Below are 15,422 nucleotides of genomic sequence, written 5' to 3'. Positions count from 1 at the left end.
ATCTAGAGAAGGAAGTTTGGAAATGAAACTCGCAGACAACAAAGCAACGCTGTCTTTCAGCAACGGCGCCCCCAGCGTCGAGCTGCCCGTCTACCAGGGCAACGTCGGTCCCGACGTGGTGGACATCCGCAAGCTGTACGCGCAGACCGGCATGTTCACCTATGACCCGGGCTTCCTCTCTACCGCCTCGTGCCAGTCCGCCATCACCTACATCGATGGCGACAAGGGCGAGCTGCTGTACCGCGGCTACCCCATCGAGCAGCTGGCCAAGAACTGCGACTACCTCGAGACCTGCTACCTGCTGCTGTACGGCGAGCTGCCCAACGAGTCGCAGAAGGCCGACTTCGTCGAGCGCGTGACCAAGCACACCATGGTCAACGAGCAGATGCAGTTCTTCCTGCGTGGTTTCCGCCGTGACGCCCACCCCATGGCCGTCCTGACGGGTCTGGTCGGCGGCATGTCGGCCTTCTACCACGACAACATGGACATCAACAACGCCGAGCACCGCGACATCGCCGCGATCCGCCTGATCGCCAAGATGCCCACGCTGGTCTCCATGGCCTACAAGTACGGCATCGGTGCGCCGTACATGTACCCCAAGAACGACCTGAGCTACGCCGGCAACTTCATGCGCATGATGTTCGGCAACCCCTGCGAGGAGTTCAAGGTGAACCCCGTAGTCGAGCGCGCGCTGGACCGCATCTTCATCCTGCACGCAGACCACGAGCAAAACGCCTCCACCTCCACCGTGCGCCTGTGCGGCTCGTCGGGCACCAACCCCTTCGCCGCCATCTCGGCCGGCGTGGCCTGCCTGTGGGGCCCTGCCCACGGCGGCGCCAACGAAGCCTGCCTGAACATGCTGGAATACCTGCAGGCCAACGGCGGCGTTGCCAAGGTCGGCGAGTTCATGGAACAGGTCAAGGACAAGAACAGCGGCGTCAAGCTGATGGGCTTCGGCCACCGTGTCTACAAGAACTACGACCCCCGCGCCAAGCTCATGCAGGAAACCTGCAATGAAGTGCTGGCCGAACTGGGCCTGGAAAAGGACCCCCTGTTCGCCCTGGCCAAGGAAGTCGAGAAGATCGCCCTGGAAGACGACTACTTCGTGCAGCGCAAGCTCTACCCGAACGTGGACTTCTACTCCGGCATCGTGCAGCGCGCCATCGGCGTGCCCGTGAACCTGTTCACCGGCATCTTCGCCCTGGCCCGCACCGTGGGCTGGATCGCCCAGCTCAACGAGCAGATGGCCGACCCCGAGTACAAGATCGGCCGTCCCCGCCAGCTGTTCACGGGCTCCGTGTCCCGCGACGTCAAGCCGATCGGCCAGCGCTGATCGCAGGTCCGGGCCTCAGCGGCCCGGCACCCAAAAGCCCCATGCCTTTGCATGGGGCTTTTTTCATTGTCGAGTCCACCGTTCCAGAAGGCCGCACCAGTCCTAGGAACACCATTCTGGCTATCGTGGCATGGACCTCGATTGATCACATCTACCCTAAGGTGACCGTTGACCCTCCCTGAAACGGGATGGAGGCGCAGCGCAATGCCCGCTGCCGTTCAACGCAACCCCGGGACTCACATGCTTGTCGAAATCACCAAGGACGGAATGCTCATCCATGCGCGCGTCAAGAATGCGCGCAGCCCCGCCATCGAGAGAGGAAAGCGGACCGCCGCCATCACCGGCATCGTCGTGCACCAGACCGATGCCAACACGGCCCAGTCTTCGCTGAACAGCTACAAAAACCCGAAGGCCAATGCGGCACACTTTCTCATCGACAAGGACGGAACCATCTACCAGACTGCGGCCATCTACCAGCGCACCAACCATGTGGGGCCGCTGAAGGCAAGATGCCTGCTTGTGGGGAAATGCAGGGCCAAGGACTATGAAGGACTGAAGGCAAAAGGGGTACACCGCATCGAGATGATGAAGGCTCCTGGTGAACGCTATCCGAGCAATATGGAGGCCATAGGTATCGAGATGGTGGGCCGGGCGGAGTTGCCGAAGGGGTTCACCCCTCCACCCAGACCAAGGGGCTGGACCACCGAGGAGCTGCGCGGATGGTTTGGTATCTATCCCACGCCGACTGAGGCACAGAACCGAGCTCTGACATGGCTTGTTGGAGCGCTTCAAGATTCCATGCAGCTGTCGCCCAGCGAGATCTTCAAGCATCCGGAAGTGAGCCGAAAAAACCTGACCGAAGCGGAAGGTGCGAACTGGAAAATGACACCATGAATCCCATTCGCATGCGTTCTCGGATTGCCATCTCCGCGATGGCCATGACCATGGTTTCTTCGCTGTATGCGGGCGATGCCAGATACCCCGTCAAGACCATCCAGAAAATCGACATCATCTCGCCATCTGAAAGCTCCTCCTGGGCGAGCAGGAACTGGCTCGATTGCGACGATGTGGTCTTGACCGAGGAAGACGTGCGATATGCGTTGCAGCACATACGCAGGATCTCGAGGAAGGCATTCTTCAGCGAGGACAGGGAAAGAACAGGCTGCGCAGGGAGTGCGTCGGTCAGGTTCAACAACGGCACGCTCATCGTCATCGGAGTTGAGCCGACCGGGTTCATTAACATCTTCGAAGCCACCGAAACGCTCAAGCCCAAGAGCATTTCTGAAAGCTTCTACGACTGCCCCCCCTGCAACAAACGCAAGATGGACCTGCTGCAGGACGCCCTGGACCGCGCAACCGAACGACGGCTCAAGGAGCTGAAGAGGCAGGGACGACTTCCTCCATGAGCCGCCTCCATTCGATCTTCTGGGCACTCATTTCGGCGATGCCCGATCCCTGGACAGGCATGCGCCACCGGCCCCGCTGCAACGGCTGGCGGCCTGGTGAACAGCCTGCTGGTCGGCAGCGCCGCCTGGCCTGAGCGCCCGGGCCAAGCCCCCTGCTTCACGCAGCGGCGCGGTTTCGCCGACAATGCCCCCCCGGCCCTCGTGGCCGGGCCTTTCTTGCGCCGGGGTTCCGGCCCCAGCCATTCCTGCACACCATGAACTTTGCCTCCCTCGGCCTGAGCCCGGCGCTGGTCTCCAGCCTCCAAGACCTGGGCCTGGTCGATCCCACGCCCATACAGACCCAGTCCATCGCCCCCGTGCTTGCGGGCCGCGACCTCTGGGCCTGCGCGCCCACGGGCTCGGGCAAGACGGCCGCCTACCTGCTGCCGCTGCTGCAGCGCTGGATGGATGGCGGCAAGGCCCAAGGTGCCCAGGGCGGCTTTGTGCGAACCCTGACCACGCTGATCGTGGTGCCCACGCGCGAGCTGGCCCAGCAGGTGGGCGAGACGCTGTCCGACCTGGGCCGCACGCTCAGGCAGCCGCCGCGCATCGGCGTGGTCTATGGCGGCGTGTCCATCAACCCGCAGATGATGATGCTGCGCGGCAGTGCCGATTTCCTCGTGGCCACGCCGGGCCGCCTGCTGGACCTGGTGGAGCACAACGCCGTGCGCCTGTCCGCCGTGCGCCATCTGGTGCTGGACGAGGCCGACCGCCTGCTGGACCTGGGCTTCCAGGACGAGCTGCAGCGCGTGCTGGCCCTGCTGCCGAAGCAGCGCCAGACCCTGCTGTTCTCGGCCACCTATCCCGATGCCGTGCAATCGCTGGCCACAGGCCTGCTGCACGATCCCGTTCAGGCCCGCGTCGATGCCGCCGAAGGCCAGGATGCCGCCAGCCCCCAGAGCATTGCCCAGCGCGCCATTGCCGTGGACCGTGCGCGCCGCACCCAGCTGCTGCGCACACTGGTACAGGGGGAGACGGCGCCCGGCACAGACCCCGCCACGCTGGAGCGCGCCCTGGTCTTCGTGGCCACGCGCCACACGGCCGAACTGGTGGCGGAAAAGCTCTACAAGGCCGGCATCTTCGCCACGGCCTTCCATGGCGACCTGAGCCAGGGCGCACGCAAGGAAGCGCTGGCCGACTTCAAGGCCAGGCGCTGGCAGGTGATGATCACCACCGACCTGGCGGCGCGCGGCATCGACATCACCCAACTGCCCCTGGTCGTCAACTACGACCTGCCGCGCTCGGCCACCGACTATGTGCACCGCATCGGCCGCACGGGCCGGGCGGGCGAGGATGGCACGGCCATCAGCTTTGTCACGCCGGCCGACCAGGCGCACTGGGCGCTGATCTGCAAGCGCAACCAGCTGGACCTGGCGCTGGAGCAGTTGCCGGGCTTCGAGCCCACCGAGCCCGTGCCGCCGCCCCCGGTGGCGCAGGACGGCAACGGCGGCATCAAGGGCCGCCGCCCCAGCAAGAAGGACAAGCTGCGTGCCGCGGCCGCCGAAGCAGCCGAGACCGCAAAAAAGAACTGAGCGTTTCCGGTTCAGCCCGCGCCGCCTCGCCCGCCAAAGCGATCCCGGTACGCCACCGGGGTAATGCCCAGGTGGCGCACGAACAGGTGGCGCAGCGCCTGCTCCGAGCCCAGGCCCACGCGCGCGGCCACGGTCTTGAGCGGCAGATGGGCCTGGCTTTCCAGCAGTTGCTTGGCCGCCTCCAGCCGCGCGCTCTCCACAAAGGCCGTGGGGCTTTGCCCGGTTTCCTGCTGGAACACGCGGCGCAGGTGCCGCTCGCTCATGTGCGCCTGCTCGGCCATCTGCGCAAGGGTCAGAGGCTCGGCCAGATGGGTCATCACCCACTGCTGCACGGCCTGCACGCCGCCGTGCTGCGCGGCCTGGGCCGCCAGCGGCACGCTGAACTGCGACTGGCCACCGGGACGCTTGAGGTACATGACCAGGTCACGCGCCACCTCCAGCGCCAGCGCGTGGCCGAAATCCTCTTCCACCACGGCCAGGGCCAGGTCGATGCCGGCCGTCACGCCGGCCGAGGTCCACAGCTGGCGGCTGCCTTCACCATCGCGGATCTCCTCGCGCAGGTAGATGGCATCGGCATCGACCTGCACGCGCGGATGGCGCTGGGCCAGTTGCGCCGTCACGCTCCAGTGCGTGGCCGCGCGCCGGCCGTCCAGCAAGCCCGCTTCGGCCAGGAAGAAGCTGCCCGAGCACAGCGCAATCAGCCGCTGCACACGCGGCGCCACCCGGCCCAGCCAGGCGACCAGCTCGCCCGAGCCACCCAGCACCTGCTCGATATGGCGCGAGCCCACGACGACCACGGTGCAGCCCATGCCTGCAGCCTCCAGCCCGGCCAGCGTATGCGTGGCCTCCAGCGACATCAGCGTGTCCGAGCGCACGGGCCCTTGCCGCTGCGAGACCACGCGCACCTCGTAGCCGTCGCTCTGGCCGCGCGCGCGCAGGTGCACGTTGGCATAGTCGAACACCGACATGGGTCCTATGGCCTCCAGCGCCTTGAAGCCGGGGTAGACGACAAGATCGATGCGGTGGGCGCTGGCGTGGCGGTGGTCCATGGGAAACGGCGGGCTCGGAGGCGGTCAGGGTGGAAAGAATGGGGCGGACTATACGAAAAGACGCAAGCACCCACGGCCTGCAGGCCCGGCCGAAGCCGGCCACACCCCTCAGATTCGGACATATCACCTGAGGCTGCGGCCATGATGCGGCCGGCCCCCGCGGCCATGGCCTACATTCAAGGCTTCGCGGAGCGCGCGCACTGCCGCTCCTGAGCCACCCCGACAGAAAGACACGCCCATGAAATCCAAAGCCGCCGTCGCCTTCAAGGCTGGAGAACCCCTGCAGATCGTCGAGATCGACGTGGCCCCCCCGAAGAAGGGCGAGGTCCTGATCAAGATCACCCACACCGGCGTCTGCCACACCGACGCGTTCACGCTGTCGGGCGACGACCCCGAAGGCATCTTCCCCGCCGTGCTCGGCCATGAAGGCGCGGGCATCGTCGTCGAGGTCGGCGAAGGCGTGACCAGCGTCAAGCCCGGTGACCACGTGATCCCGCTGTACACGGCCGAATGCGGCGAATGCCTGTTCTGCAAGAGCGGCAAGACCAACCTGTGCGTTTCCGTGCGCGCCACCCAGGGCAAGGGCGTGATGCCCGACGGCACCACGCGCTTTTCGTACAACGGCGAGCCCATCTACCACTACATGGGCTGCTCCACCTTCAGCGAATACACCGTGGTCGCCGAAGTCTCGCTGGCCAAGATCCACCCCGATGCCAACCCCGAGCAGGTCTGCCTGCTGGGCTGCGGCGTGACCACGGGCCTGGGTGCCGTCAAGAACACCGCCAAGGTCCAGGAAGGCGACACCGTGGCCGTGTTCGGCCTGGGCGGCATCGGCCTGGCCGTGATCCAGGGCGCCAAGCTGGCCAAGGCCGGCCGCATCATCGCCGTGGACACCAACCCCTCCAAGTTCGACCTGGCCCGCACCTTCGGCGCCACCGACTGCGTGAATCCCAAGGATTTCGACAAGCCCATCCAGCAGGTCATCGTCGAGATGACGGGCTGGGGCGTGGACCACAGCTTCGAATGCATCGGCAACGTCAACGTGATGCGTGCCGCCCTGGAATGCGCGCACCGCGGCTGGGGCCAGTCGGTCATCATCGGCGTGGCCGGCGCGGGCCAGGAAATCTCCACACGACCCTTCCAGCTGGTGACGGGCCGCAAGTGGCTGGGCACGGCCTTCGGCGGCGTCAAGGGCCGCAGCGAGCTGCCCGGCATGGTCGAGCAGGCCATGAGCGGCGAGATCCAGCTGGCCCCCTTCGTCACGCACACCATGGGCCTGCCGGAGATCAACGAGGCTTTTGACCTGATGCACGAAGGCAAGTCCATCCGCTCCGTCGTCGTGTACTGAAGCTCCCCCTGAGGCGCTGCGCGCCTGGGCAGCGCCAGTTTCATGGGCCGTTGACCGTGTATAGCGTATCAACTCCCATCTTTGAATGCTGCACGCACCGCTTGCCAAGGTGCCCGTAGCATTTTTCTTTTTGAGGAACACCATGTCCGCACTGCCGCCCCTGGAACTCAAGAACGCCCATGCCTGCTTCGGCGGCGCACAGCGTTTCTACGAGCATTTCTCCGCCGAGATCGGCCTGAACATGAAGTTCTCGGTCTTCCTGCCGCCCAAGGCCGTGGCCGGCGAGAAGGTGCCCGCCGTGCTCTACCTGGCCGGGCTGACCTGCACCGAAGAGACCTTCATGACCAAGGCCGGCGCCCAGCGCCTGGCCGCCGAGCTGGGCATTGCGCTGATCGCGCCCGACACCAGCCCGCGCGGCGCAGGCCTGCCCGGCGAGGCCGATGCCTGGGACTTCGGCGTGGGCGCGGGCTTCTACCTGGACGCCACCACCAAGCCCTGGGCACTGCATTGGCGCATGGAAAGCTATCTGCTGGGCGAGCTGCTGCCGCTGATCGCCGCACGCCTGCCCATCGACGCGCAGCGGCTGGGCATCTTCGGCCACTCCATGGGCGGCCACGGCGCGCTCACGCTGGCGCTGCGCCATCCGGACCGCTTCAAGAGCCTGTCGGCCTTCGCGCCCATCGCCAACCCCGTCAACTGCCCCTGGGGCCAGAAAGCCTTCTCAGGCTATCTGGGCGATGACCGCAAGGCCTGGGAAGCGCATGACGCCAGCTGCCTGATGGCCGCGCAGACCCAGGCGCCCTACCCGGCCGGCATCCTCGTGGACCAGGGCCTGGCCGACAAGTTCCTGATCGAAAAGCAGCTGCTGCCCGAAGCCTTCGAGGCCGCCTGCGCCCAGGCCGGCCAGCCGCTGACGCTGCGCCGCCACGGCGGCTACGACCACGGCTACTACTTCATCCAGAGCTTCATTGATGACCATCTGCGCCATCATGCAGAACAACTGAACACCCCCTGAGGCGCTTCGCGCCTTCCCCCTCTCTCGCTTCGCGGGAGGGGGACGACGCCATCGCCGCGAGGCGGCTCTTGCTCGGCGTCCCTGTTTTTTTGGCCGCGCCAGTTTCAAAGGGTGATGCGCCCAACAGGTGCAGGGCAGCTTGCCTCAACCTGGCCTATGGCCAGCGCGCATGTCCTGCGCAATCCGCTCCAGTACCTGCGGCAGGTCCTTGACGCTGGCGATCACGTGGTGGGCGCCGGCTGCGCGCAGCTTGGCTTCGGCGCGGGCCACGCGCTCGCGCACTTCTTCGGCGGGGGCGGCGGCCAGTTCGGCGGGGGAGTAGCCGACTTCGTTGCCGGACAGGGTCAGGCCCACGGTCCACATGCCGGCGTTGCGGCCTTCCTCGATGCCGGGCACGGTGTCGTCCACCTTCACGCAGGCACGCACGTCGCCGATGCCCAGCGCCAGCACATTGGCCAGCGCCATGAAGGGGCCGGGGCGGCCGCCTGCGGCCATTTCATCGCCGGCCACCACATGGTCGGGAGCCAAGCCGTTGGCGGCGGCCTGCGGCAGCAATTGATTCAAGACTTCACGCGGATAGCCCGAGCACGAGCCCACCTTCAGGCCCTGCGCGCGCAGCCAGCCCAGCAGCTCGGGGGCGCCTTCGATCGGCGCCGAGAACTCACCGACCTTGGCGATCTGCATGGGCATGAAGCGGGCGTAGATGGCGTCCACGTCGGCGTCGCCAGGCTGCTGGCCGAAGGCCTTGTGCCATTGCGCGCGGATGCCCTCGTCCTGCAGCAGTTCATGGATGTGCTGCCACTTGGACAGGCCCATGGGGCCGCGTGCCTGGGCCAGGGTGATGGTGATGCCGAAGCTGGCAAAGGCCTCGACAAAGATCTGCGTGGGTGCCAGCGAGCCGAAATCGACCAGGGTGCCGGCCCAGTCGAAGATGACGGCCTGCAGCGGCGACAGATCGGCGGCGGCGGCGGTGGAGACGGTGGTGTGGTTCATGGTGCTTTTTGACAAGGAAAGAGGTTCAAACAAAAGAGGGCCGCACGCGCCTGTTCATTCCAGCGTGCGGATGAAATTGCGCCCGCGCGGGCCGGATGCGGCCGACTGCAGCAGCTGCTGCCACTCACCCCCGGGCACGCCGTAGTGGGCGGGATCGGTGGCCACGCCCAGGCCTTCGAGGAAGTTGCGCAGGCGCTGCACGGCCAGCTCGCCCGTGGCGGCATCGAAGATGGACAGCAGGGCCGCGTCGGCCTGGTCGTCGGCGCCCAGGGCCATCTCCAGCACCAGCGGCAGGCTGAACGAGCAGGCAATGCCGTGGGCCACGCCATGGCGCAGCGTGATGTCGTAGGACAGCGAATGCGCCAGCGCCGTGCGGGTGTTGGAGAAGGCCAGGCCGGCCATCAGGGCGGCCTCGGCCATGCGGCTTCGCAGCGGCAGGCTGCCCAGGTCCTGCATCAGCGCGGGCAGCGTGGCCAGGGTGCGGCGCGCGGCGCCCACGGCCAAGGTGGTGGAGACGGGATTGCGGTGCCGGTTCCAGATGGACTCCAGCGCATGCGACAGCGCATCCAGCCCCGAGGCCAGCGTGGCGCCGGCCGGCAGGCTTTGCATGAGCTGCGCGTCGATGATGGCGGCCTCGGGCCAGGTCCAGTGCTGGTGCAGCGAGTGCTTGCGGCCAGCGGCCTGGTCCCAGATCGTGGCCCAGGGCGTGACCTCGCTGCCCGTGCCGGCCGTGGTGGGAATGGCGATCAGCGCCTTGTGGCCTGCGGCCGGCAGGGCCAGCCCCTGCTCCAGGGCCTGCAGCAGCTCGCCGAAACGCCGCGTGGGCGTGGCGCACATCAGCGCCTTGGCCGAGTCGATGGCGCTGCCGCCGCCCAGGGCCACGATGCACGGGACCTCGGCGTATTCGCGGTGCACGCGGTCATACAGCGGGGCCAGCCACTGCACATCGGGATTGGGCGCAATGCCGTCCACCACGCCGCGCAGCTGGCTGCCCAGCCGTTGGCGCAGCTGCTGCACCAGGCCCAGGGATTCGGCCTCGGGAAACGTCACCAGCAGGCAGTCGCGCCCGGCCAGCAGCTCGGGCAGGCGGTCCAGGCGGCCGGGGCCGGCATGGATGGCAACGGGGTTGTGATAGGTCCACACAAATCGGTCCTTTGAATGAAACGGGGGCGCCGGGAAAAGCGCAGCCCTCAATGGCGGGTGCCCTGCTGGATGCGGCTGCGCAGCCAGTGGGAGACGAGATCGGCGGCGATCACCATCACGGTGATGACCACGATGCAGGTGGCCGTCTCCTGGTAGCGGAACAGCTTGAGGCTGCCGACCAGCTCGAACCCCAGCCCGCCCGCGCCCACCATGCCCAGCACCGTGGCCGAGCGCAGGTTGACCTCGAAGCGGTAGAGCACGACCGCGATCCAGGCCGTGATGGCCTGCGGTATCACGCCGAAGACGATGAGCTGCAATTGCGTGGCGCCTGCGCTGCGCAGGGCCTGCAGCGGGCCGTCGTCGATCTCTTCGATGCTCTCGGCGAAGAACTTGCCCAGCATGCCCATGCCATGCAGGGCCAGGGCCAGCACGCCGGGAAACGGCCCCAGGCCCACGGCCGAGACAAAGACCAGCGCCAGGATCAGCTCGTTGATGCTGCGCACCACGTTCAGGAACTGACGCGTGATGCGCCGCAGCCAGTGCCAGCCATGCAGGTTGCTGGCCGCGATGAAGGACAGCGGCAGCGCCAGCACCACGGACAGCAGCGTGCCCCAGATGGCGATCTGCACCGTCTCCAGCGCGGGCGCCATCAGGCGCGGCAGCATGCTCCAGTCCGGCGGCACGGAGCGCGCCACGAAATCCGCGATCTGGGGCATGCCTGCCGCCAGTTCGCCCCAGCTCATCTGCGCGCCGCCCGCGCTCCAGTGCAGCACCCAGGCGATGGCCAGGGCCGCAGCCGCATAGCCGGTCCAGCCCAGGGCACCGTGGGGGCGCGGCGCGGTCCATTGCCAGCGGTCGCGCGGCTCAGGGCTCCAGGAATTGGCGCTGGTCATCACAGTCCTCCTGCGGGCGCGCTGGCCCGCATCCACGAGGCAGGCACAGGCGCCTGCGCATGCAGGCCGGCAGGCCCTATGGCCTGCGCGCCCGGTGGTGTGTCCGGCTCTGCGCCCTGCCCTGCGCCTTGCCCTGCAGTGGGCTGCGCATGGTAGATGGCCTGCAGCGCGGCCTCATCCAGCGCCTGCGGCGATCCGTCATAGACCATGCGGCCCTGGGCCAGGCCCAGCACGCGGTCGCCGAACTCCCGCGCGTAGTCCACCTGGTGCAGGTTGCAGACCACGGCAATGCCCAGCTCGCGCGTGGCATCACGCAGGTACTGCAGCACGCTGCGCGCGGTCTTGGGGTCCAGGCTGGCCACGGGCTCGTCGGCCAGGATGACCTGGGGCTGCTGGGCCAGCGCGCGGGCAATGCCCACGCGCTGCATCTGCCCGCCCGACAGCGCCTCGGTGCGCTCCAGCGCCTTGTGGGCCAGGCCCACGCGCTCCAGACACTGGTCGGCCAGGCGGATATCGCTTTCGCGGAACAGCTGCAGCACCGAGGCCAGGGTGCCGGTCTGGCCCAGGCGCCCGGTCAGCACGTTCTTGCGCACCGACAGGCGCGGCACCAGGTTGTGGTGCTGGAAGACCATGGCCACGTCGCGAGCCAGCTCGCGCCGGCTGTGCCTGCCGCCGCCCAGCATCAGGTCCATGCCGCCCACCTCCAGCGTGCCGCTGTCGGCGCGGGCCAGGCCGTTCATGCAGCGCAGCAGCGTGGACTTGCCGGCCCCCGACAGGCCCAGCATGACGACGAACTCGCCGGGCTGCACATCCAGGTCGATGCCATGCAGCACATGGTTGCTGCCATAGCTCTTGCGCAATTGGCGGATGCGGATCATTTCATGCTCCCGAGGTCCAGCTTCAGGGCCTTGGCCGTCTGGCGCACCACGTCGTAGGCCTTGTCATCCGTGGCCGCAAAGCCGTCGAGCACGCCCTGGTCGCCCCAGGGCAGGTCCTTGACCTCGGCCAGGGCCGCAGCCACCTTCTGCTTGGTGCCGGCGTCCAGGTTCTTGCGCCAGGTCATGGGCGACTCGGGGATGGGCTGGGAGCGCCAGACGATCTGGAAGTCCTCGCGCTTGACCAGGCCCTTGTTCACGGCGGAGTCGAAGATGCGGTCGGCCACGGCCGCCGCATCCACCTTGCCGTTGGCCACGGCCATGATGCTGGCGTCGTGCGAGCCCGAGAAGATCACGCGCGAAAAGCCCTTGTCCGCATCGAAGCCCTCGGCCATCAACCCCGCCTTGGGAAACAGGTGGCCCGACGCCGAGGTCGGGTCCACAAAGGCAAAGCTGCGGCCCTTGAGATCGGCCACGCTGGCCGGGCCCTTGTCCTTGCGGGAGATCACCATGCTGTGGTAAGCGCTCTTGCCCGTCTTCTTGGTCACGGCCACGGCAAAGGCCTCGGCGCCGGCCACCTGGTTGGCCAGCACGTACGAGAACGGGCCGAGGAAGGCGATGTCGATCTTGTTGGAGCGCAGCGCCTCGATCACGCCGTTGTAGTCATTGGCCACGAAGGGCCGCACCTTCATGCCGGTGCGGGTGGCCAGCTGGTCCATGACCTGCTGGCTGGCGCGGATCATGGCCTGCGCGTCCTCCGAGGGGATCAGGCCCACGCGCAGCTCGGCGCTCTGGGCAAAGGCGGCAGTGGTAGCGGTGGAGGCCAGGGCCAGCACGGCGCCGGCATGGCGCAGCCAGGTCTTGCGGTTCATCTTCATGGGAGCGTTCCTTTGCATCAGGTCAGGCACATCGGCGGATCGGTGGATCCGTGAATCGCCGGTCAAATCGCCAGGCGGGTGGGTATGGCTGAATGCTAGGAGCGACATATTTCTGCCATGTGAAAGTTTCAGAATCGGTTTTGACAGCATCCATAGACAAAACCTTGAGATACCGACTTTCGTGAGCAACGCCCGCTACCGCGCCTTCATCGCCGTCGCCCACCATGGCAGCCTCAGCGCCGCCGCCCGCGCACTGGGCGTGAGCCAGCCCACCATCTCCACCCAGATCGCCACGCTGGAGCGCCAAAGCCAGATCGAGCTGTTCCACCGCCGCGGCTACCGCATGACGCTCACGGGCGCAGGCGCCAGACTGCTGCCCATGGCGCAGAAAATCATGGCGCTGGAGGCCGAGGCCGAATTCTTCCTGCGCGACTCGGGGCAGCTGCACCAGGGCGAGCTCAAGATCGGCGCCGTGGGGCCCTTCCATGTGATCGAGATGGTGGCCGCCTACCGCGCACGGCACCCGGGCATGCAGCTGTCCATCCGCATGGGCAACTCGCAGCAGGTGCTGGCCGACCTGGAACGCTACGACACCGACGTGGCCGTGCTCGCCGGCCTCTACGACCGCCCGGAGCTGCTGGCGCGCGAGTACGCGCGCCACGCCATCATCCTGTTCGCCCATGTCGCCCATCCCTTCGCGCGGCGCAGCGAAATCGCGCTGTCCGAACTGCAGGGCCAGCCTCTGCTGCTGCGCGAGCACGGCTCGACCACGCGCACCGCGCTGGAATCGGTGCTGCAGGCCGCCGGCGTGCAGCCGCGCACCGAACTGGAGATCGGCAGCCGCGAAGCCATACGCGAAGCCGTGGCGCGCGGCCTGGGACTGGGCGCCGTGTCCGAAGCCGAATTCATCCCCGACCCGCGCTTTCGCCCGCTGCGCATCGCGGGCGACCCGGCCAGCACCACCACCTATGTCTATTGCATGCGCGAGCGCAGCGACAGCCTGCTGGTGAGGTCGTTTCTGGAGGCGGTTTGAGCCTGCCGGTCCGCGCTCAGAACAGACTGCGCTGCGGCAGCAGCAGCGACGGATGGTAGAGGCTGCAATCGAGCCGCAGCGGCTCGCGGTTGAACCCGTACCGACGGCAGGCCAGGGCGAAGCGCTGGCGCAGCAGCTCGGCCCAGTGGCCGGTACCTTTCATGCGCTGGCCGAACTCGGCGTTGTACACGCGGCCGGCCTCGCGCTGCTCGCCCTGGATGCCGTGCAGGTCGCGCACGCGCTCCATCACGCGGCGGGCGCGGTCGGGGTAGTGCACCTGCAGCCATTGCTCGAACAGCGGCGCCACTTCCCAGGGCAGGCGCAGCACGGCATAGAAGGCGTGGCGCGCGCCTGCGTCGGCGGCCGCCTCCAGCACCTTCTCCAGGTCTTCGTTGATGAAGGGAATCTGCGGTGCCAGGCTCACGCCCACGGGCACGCCCGCCTCGGTCAGCGCGCGGATGCTGCGCAGCCGGCGGTGCGGCGCGGCGGCGCGTGGCTCCAGGTGACGTGCCAGGTCGGCATCCAGCGTGGTCAGCGTGATGTGCACCGAGGCCAGGCCCTGGCGCGCCAGCGGGGCCAGCAGGTCCAGGTCACGCTCCACCCCGCTGCCCTTGGTGACGATGGAAAACGGGTGACGCGCCTCGGCCAGCACTTCGATCAGGCGGCGCGTCAGCCCCAGCTCGCGCTCCACGGGCTGGTAGCAGTCGGTGACCGAGCCCAGCATCACGGGCGCGGCCACATGGCTGGCGCGCGACAGCTCGGCGCGCAGCAGCTCTGGCAGGTTCTGCTTGGCGATGAGCCGGGTCTCGAAGTCCAGCCCCGGCGACCAGCCCAGGTAGCTGTGCGTGGGCCGGGCATAGCAATAGATGCAGCCATGCTCGCAGCCCCGGTAGGGATTGAGCCCCATGTGAAACGGCAGGTCGGGCGACTGGTGGCGGCTCAGCGCCGAGCGGGCCTGCTCCCAGCGCAGTTCGGTGCGCAGCGCAGCGGCCTCTTCGCCTTCGGCCGGCGCCTCAAGACTGCCCCAGCCGTCGTCAAAGGCCTCGCGCGGATCGGTGGTGAAGCGGTGTGCCAGTTGGCTGGCTGCGCCCCGGCCCTTGATGGGGTGCAGGGGCACCCGGGCCGTGTCGTGATGAGGCGTGGGAGGACTGGAAAGCATGAAGCAACTGTATAAAAATACAGTCATACCAACAAGCACTCCCCGCATGCCTGCGGTTGCGAAGTGGGTTTTGCCGGCTTGGCAAGTGCCCGCGCCAATCCGCACCGCACCGTGCGGGTTCGCTTGGCAGAACGCGCACGGGCCTGCACAATGGCCTTATCGCACCAACTTGGTGCTTTTCTCTTTTCTGAAGATGCCTTGGCCCGGACAACCGCGTTGCCCGGGCTTTTGTCCGTTTGGGCGCCGCTGCCCTTCACTGCAGCCACGGCGCAAGCACACAAGGGAGCCAACACCATGGAGCGCAAGCCCCACATCATTCTTTCGTCCCTGGACCTGGAACGCATCGAGGCCCTGCTGGACAAGCAGCCCGCCTTTCCCGGCCGCGAGGCGCTCGAGGCCGAGCTGGACCGTGCCGACGTGCTCGAGCCCAAGGAAATGCCGCCCAACGTGGTGACCATGAATTCCACGGTGCGCTTCACGCTGCTGGAGTCGGGCAAGACCAATACGCTGACCTTGGTCTATCCCAAGGAGATGGATGGCAGCGCCGACAAGGTGTCGGTGTTCGCGCCCGTGGGCATTGCCCTGCTGGGCCTGAGCGTGGGCGACCAGTCCCGCATGCCCGGCCCCTCGGGCCAGGTCACCGTGCGCGTGGATGCCATCGAGTTCCAGCCGGAAAGCGCAGGCGAGCTGCACCGTTGAACGCCGACCGGCGTGAAGCGAAAAAGG

The 15,422-nt window shown here is 67.3% G+C and carries 15 protein-coding genes; 8 read left to right on the top strand and 7 right to left on the bottom strand.

Annotation, left to right across the window (positions count from 1 at the left end; translation table 11 throughout):
- Positions 1-22 precede the first annotated feature (22 nt).
- The 4 genes from ACN20X_RS11435 to ACN20X_RS11420 all read left to right on the top strand — a co-directional run bounded on the left by ACN20X_RS11435 (position 23) and on the right by ACN20X_RS11420 (position 4,310).
- Positions 23-1,333 (top strand): citrate synthase, encoded by a 1,311-nt coding sequence (locus ACN20X_RS11435; RefSeq protein ID WP_016450198.1) that lies wholly within the window; start codon positions 23-25, stop codon positions 1,331-1,333.
- 240 nt (positions 1,334-1,573) lie between these two features.
- Positions 1,574-2,227, top strand: a complete 654-nt coding sequence (locus ACN20X_RS11430) for a peptidoglycan recognition protein family protein (protein ID WP_235434545.1) — start codon at positions 1,574-1,576, stop codon at positions 2,225-2,227.
- Positions 2,224-2,739, top strand: a complete 516-nt coding sequence (locus tag ACN20X_RS11425; protein ID WP_473210618.1) for a hypothetical protein — start codon at positions 2,224-2,226, stop codon at positions 2,737-2,739. The genes ACN20X_RS11430 and ACN20X_RS11425 overlap by 4 nt, the downstream gene beginning before the upstream one ends.
- A gap of 254 nt (positions 2,740-2,993) precedes the next feature.
- Complete coding sequence (locus ACN20X_RS11420; protein WP_047325746.1) at positions 2,994-4,310, top strand: DEAD/DEAH box helicase; 1,317 nt, start codon at positions 2,994-2,996, stop codon at positions 4,308-4,310.
- 11 nt (positions 4,311-4,321) lie between these two features.
- Here ACN20X_RS11420 and ACN20X_RS11415 read toward each other — a convergent pair whose 3' ends face one another.
- Complete coding sequence (locus tag ACN20X_RS11415; protein WP_154834923.1) at positions 4,322-5,359, bottom strand: GlxA family transcriptional regulator; 1,038 nt, start codon at positions 5,357-5,359, stop codon at positions 4,322-4,324.
- Between the two features lie 238 nt (positions 5,360-5,597).
- On the opposite strand from ACN20X_RS11415, the gene ACN20X_RS11410 reads away from it, so the two are divergent.
- Both ACN20X_RS11410 and fghA read left to right on the top strand, forming a co-directional pair.
- Positions 5,598-6,707, top strand: a complete 1,110-nt coding sequence (locus tag ACN20X_RS11410; RefSeq protein WP_012204334.1) for an S-(hydroxymethyl)glutathione dehydrogenase/class III alcohol dehydrogenase — start codon at positions 5,598-5,600, stop codon at positions 6,705-6,707.
- 142 nt (positions 6,708-6,849) lie between these two features.
- Entirely contained in the window at positions 6,850-7,722 is an 873-nt protein-coding gene (fghA, locus tag ACN20X_RS11405; protein ID WP_026062821.1) for an S-formylglutathione hydrolase, read from the top strand.
- Positions 7,723-7,866: 144 nt separating this feature from the next.
- On the opposite strand, the gene phnX is transcribed toward fghA, so the two are convergent.
- Genes phnX through phnD form a run of 5 tightly spaced genes read right to left on the bottom strand, consistent with a single transcriptional unit; the run spans position 7,867 to position 12,504 of the window.
- On the bottom strand, positions 7,867-8,715 hold the full coding sequence (gene phnX / locus ACN20X_RS11400; protein WP_017406125.1) for a phosphonoacetaldehyde hydrolase: 849 nt from the start codon (positions 8,713-8,715) through the stop codon (positions 7,867-7,869).
- A gap of 54 nt (positions 8,716-8,769) precedes the next feature.
- Positions 8,770-9,858, bottom strand: coding sequence for an iron-containing alcohol dehydrogenase PsrA (gene psrA, locus ACN20X_RS11395; protein ID WP_017406124.1), 1,089 nt, complete (start codon positions 9,856-9,858; stop codon positions 8,770-8,772).
- Between the two features lie 47 nt (positions 9,859-9,905).
- Positions 9,906-10,751 carry a phosphonate ABC transporter, permease protein PhnE gene (gene phnE / locus ACN20X_RS11390; protein WP_017406123.1) on the bottom strand — a complete coding sequence of 282 codons (846 nt, stop codon included), beginning with the start codon at positions 10,749-10,751 and terminating at the stop codon, positions 9,906-9,908.
- On the bottom strand, positions 10,751-11,629 hold the full coding sequence (gene phnC, locus ACN20X_RS11385; RefSeq protein ID WP_473210617.1) for a phosphonate ABC transporter ATP-binding protein: 879 nt from the start codon (positions 11,627-11,629) through the stop codon (positions 10,751-10,753). Before phnC ends, phnE begins: the two co-directional genes overlap by 1 nt.
- Positions 11,626-12,504 (bottom strand): phosphonate ABC transporter substrate-binding protein, encoded by an 879-nt coding sequence (gene phnD / locus ACN20X_RS11380; RefSeq protein ID WP_043792232.1) that lies wholly within the window; start codon positions 12,502-12,504, stop codon positions 11,626-11,628. Before phnD ends, phnC begins: the two co-directional genes overlap by 4 nt.
- Before the next feature lie 181 nt (positions 12,505-12,685).
- Here phnD and ACN20X_RS11375 point away from each other — a divergent pair, with 181 nt between their 5' ends.
- Positions 12,686-13,537 carry a LysR substrate-binding domain-containing protein gene (locus ACN20X_RS11375; protein WP_016450187.1) on the top strand — a complete coding sequence of 284 codons (852 nt, stop codon included), beginning with the start codon at positions 12,686-12,688 and terminating at the stop codon, positions 13,535-13,537.
- Between the two features lie 16 nt (positions 13,538-13,553).
- Here ACN20X_RS11375 and ACN20X_RS11370 read toward each other — a convergent pair whose 3' ends face one another.
- A complete protein-coding gene (locus ACN20X_RS11370; protein WP_280048293.1) occupies positions 13,554-14,696 on the bottom strand; it encodes a PA0069 family radical SAM protein in 1,143 nt (380 codons plus the stop codon).
- A gap of 294 nt (positions 14,697-14,990) precedes the next feature.
- Here ACN20X_RS11370 and rnk point away from each other — a divergent pair, with 294 nt between their 5' ends.
- Positions 14,991-15,395: a nucleoside diphosphate kinase regulator gene (gene rnk / locus ACN20X_RS11365; protein ID WP_026062607.1), complete on the top strand. Its 405-nt coding sequence runs from the start codon at positions 14,991-14,993 to the stop codon at positions 15,393-15,395.
- Positions 15,396-15,422 lie beyond the last annotated feature (27 nt).

It is taken from the genome of Delftia sp. PX-1 (assembly GCF_055797465.1).
Note: the sequence above shows the minus strand (reverse complement) of the source record. Positions and strands in the feature narration are given on the sequence as shown.